Origin of the sequence: Pseudomonas sp. BS-2016, from assembly GCF_001806145.1 — a bacterium.
In the GTDB taxonomy this organism is placed as follows: Bacteria; Pseudomonadota; Gammaproteobacteria; order Pseudomonadales; family Pseudomonadaceae; genus Aquipseudomonas; species Aquipseudomonas lundensis.
Genome location: NZ_MLCT01000104.1, coordinates 1 through 2563 on the forward strand (window position 1 = coordinate 1; position 2563 = coordinate 2563).

Below are 2563 nucleotides of genomic sequence, written 5' to 3' on the forward strand. Positions count from 1 at the left end.
GGTCCAGCTCGGCCGACGGAGTCTGGCGGAATGGGCCACCCGATGCCGTCAGCAGAATTCGGCGCACGCCGACCTGGCTCAAGCCGCGGGCAAAATCACCGGGCATGCACTGGAAGATGGCGTTGTGCTCGCTGTCCAGAGGCAGCAGCACCGCTGCGCTCTTACGCACCGCTTGCATAAAGAGTGCGCCGGACATGACCAAGGCTTCTTTGTTGGCCAGCAGGATTTTCTTGCCAGCATCGACTGCCGCCAAGGTCGGGCGCAAACCTGCCGCACCGACAATCGCCGCCACCACCGTATCCACGTCCGCATCGGCCGAGACCTGGCATAAGCCTGCCTCGCCAACCAATACCTGAGTGGCCAGCCCGGCAGCCCGCAGATCATCCTGCAGACTGCGAGCCGCAGCAGCTTCCGGCACCACGGCAAAGCGCGGCGAGTGACGCACGCACAAGGCCAGCAACTCGCGCAAACGCGTGAAGCCGGTCAGGGCGAAAACCTGATAGCGATCGGGGTGACGCGCGATGACATCCAGGGTACTGAGCCCGACCGAGCCGGTCGCACCCAGCACCGTAACCTGCTGCAGGCGGCTCACGAAGCGATCATCCACAACAGCACGGCAAAAATAGGCAGCGCAGCGGTGAGGCTGTCGATACGGTCAAGCACACCGCCATGACCAGGCAACAGGTTACTGCTGTCCTTGATGCCCGCCTGGCGTTTGAACATGCTCTCGGTAAGGTCGCCCACCACCGAGATGAAGACGACAATAGCCGTCCCCAGCAAGGCCAGAAGCACCTCCTTTACCGACCAGTCACGCACCACACCGACCACCAGGGTGATCAGCAGCGTCAAGGCCAGGCCGCCGTATACACCTTCCCAGCTCTTGCCGGGGCTTACGGCCGGGGCCAGCTTGCGTTTGCCAAAAGCTCTACCCGAGAAGTAGGCACCAATGTCGGCACCCCATACCAACACCATCACAGCCAGGATCAATTCGTTGCCCAGCGGGTAACGCTTGATCTCCACCAGCCCTTGCCAGGCCGGCAAGAGGATCGCCAGGCCAATCACCAGCTTGCAGGCCACGCTGGACCACTGGCCACTGGTGCGCGGATAGGTGAGCACCAGGAAAGTCGCCAACGCCCACCACAACACTGCAGCCCCCAGCACCCAGGGCGCGATGTCCGGCAGGATGTACATGAAGAACAACAACAGCGCGACCAAGGCGGCATAGGCCACACGCGGCAACTGGTTGACGAAGCCTGCCAGGCGCGCCCACTCCCACGCACCAAGGGTCACAACCAGGCCGATGAACAGCGCAAAACCGGAACCGTCGAGCAGGAAAAAACCGCACAAGGCAATCGGCAGCAGGATCAGCGCCGTGATGATTCGTTGTTTAAGCATTTAAACCCGGGCTCCAGCTTCGATCTGCTCGCTCGTTTTACCGAAGCGACGCTGACGGGAAGCGAAATCAGCCAGTGCATTACGCATGGCATCGTGTTTGAAGTCCGGCCAGAACAGGTCGGAGAAGTACAGCTCGGTGTAGGCCAACTGCCACAGCAGGAAATTGCTGATGCGATGCTCGCCACCGGTACGAATGCACAAGTCCGGCAACGGCAGGTCGCCGGTCACCAGGCAGGTTTGCAACAGTTCGGGCGTGATGTCGTCCGGGCGCAGATGGCCGGCCTGCACTTCGCGGGCCAGCCGCTGCGCAGCCTGGGCGATATCCCACTGGCCACCGTAGTTGGCTGCGATCTGCAACACAAAACGGTTACTGCCGGCAGTGATGGCCTCGGCTTCACGCATGGCAGCTTGCAGCTCCGGATGGAACCGCGAGCGATCACCAATGATGCGCAGACTGATGTTGTTGTCGTTGAGGCGCTTGGCCTCACGACGCAATGCCTTGAAGAACAGGTCCATCAAGGCACTGACTTCATCGGCGGGCCGCTGCCAGTTCTCACTGGAGAACGCGAACAAGGTCAATACTTCGACCTTGGCCTCGGCGCACACCTCAATCACCGCCCTTACCGCGTCAACACCCGCTTTATGCCCGGCAACACCCGGCATAAAGCGTTTTTTCGCCCAGCGATTATTCCCATCCATGATGATCGCGACATGGCGCGGCACCACGGAGGGCACAGTCTGCTTGGTCTTTTCCATGAAGGCGTCCTGACCCCTTATACGGCCATCAGGTCCTTTTCTTTTTCTTCGGTCGCCTTGGTGATCTGGGCTTCGGCGTCCTTGGTCAGCTTGTCGATATCAGCGACGGCGCGGCGTTCTTCGTCTTCGCTGATTTCCTTGTCCTTGACCAGCTTCTTCAGATCGCCCAGTGCATCGCGGCGGATGTTACGCACGGCAACGCGCGCATCTTCAGCAGCACTGCGCGCCTGCTTGGTGAAGCCCTTGCGGGTTTCTTCGGTCAGGGCTGGCATGGAGATCAGCAGCAACTCGCCCAAGTTGGTCGGGTTGAGGTTCAGGCCGGCACTCTGGATAGCCTTGTCGACGGCGGCGAGCATGTTGCGCTCGAAGGCAACAACTTGCAGGGTACGCGAATCCTTCACGGTCACGTTGG

The 2563-nt window shown here is 60.9% G+C and carries 3 protein-coding genes and 1 pseudogene; all 4 read right to left on the reverse strand.

The window, feature by feature from the left end:
* Positions 1-592: pseudogene (locus tag BKD70_RS22675) on the reverse strand (1-deoxy-D-xylulose-5-phosphate reductoisomerase); the annotation flags it as partial.
* A complete protein-coding gene (locus BKD70_RS22680) occupies positions 589-1395 on the reverse strand; it encodes a phosphatidate cytidylyltransferase (protein WP_070415440.1) in 807 nt (268 codons plus the stop codon). The gene BKD70_RS22680 and the pseudogene BKD70_RS22675, both read right to left, overlap by 4 nt.
* Positions 1396-2151 carry a polyprenyl diphosphate synthase gene (gene uppS / locus BKD70_RS22685; protein ID WP_005785713.1) on the reverse strand — a complete coding sequence of 252 codons (756 nt, stop codon included), beginning with the start codon at positions 2149-2151 and terminating at the stop codon, positions 1396-1398.
* A gap of 17 nt (positions 2152-2168) precedes the next feature.
* Positions 2169-2563, reverse strand: a 395-nt coding sequence (locus BKD70_RS22690) for a ribosome-recycling factor (RefSeq protein WP_070415441.1), incomplete at its 5' end; no start/stop codon positions are given.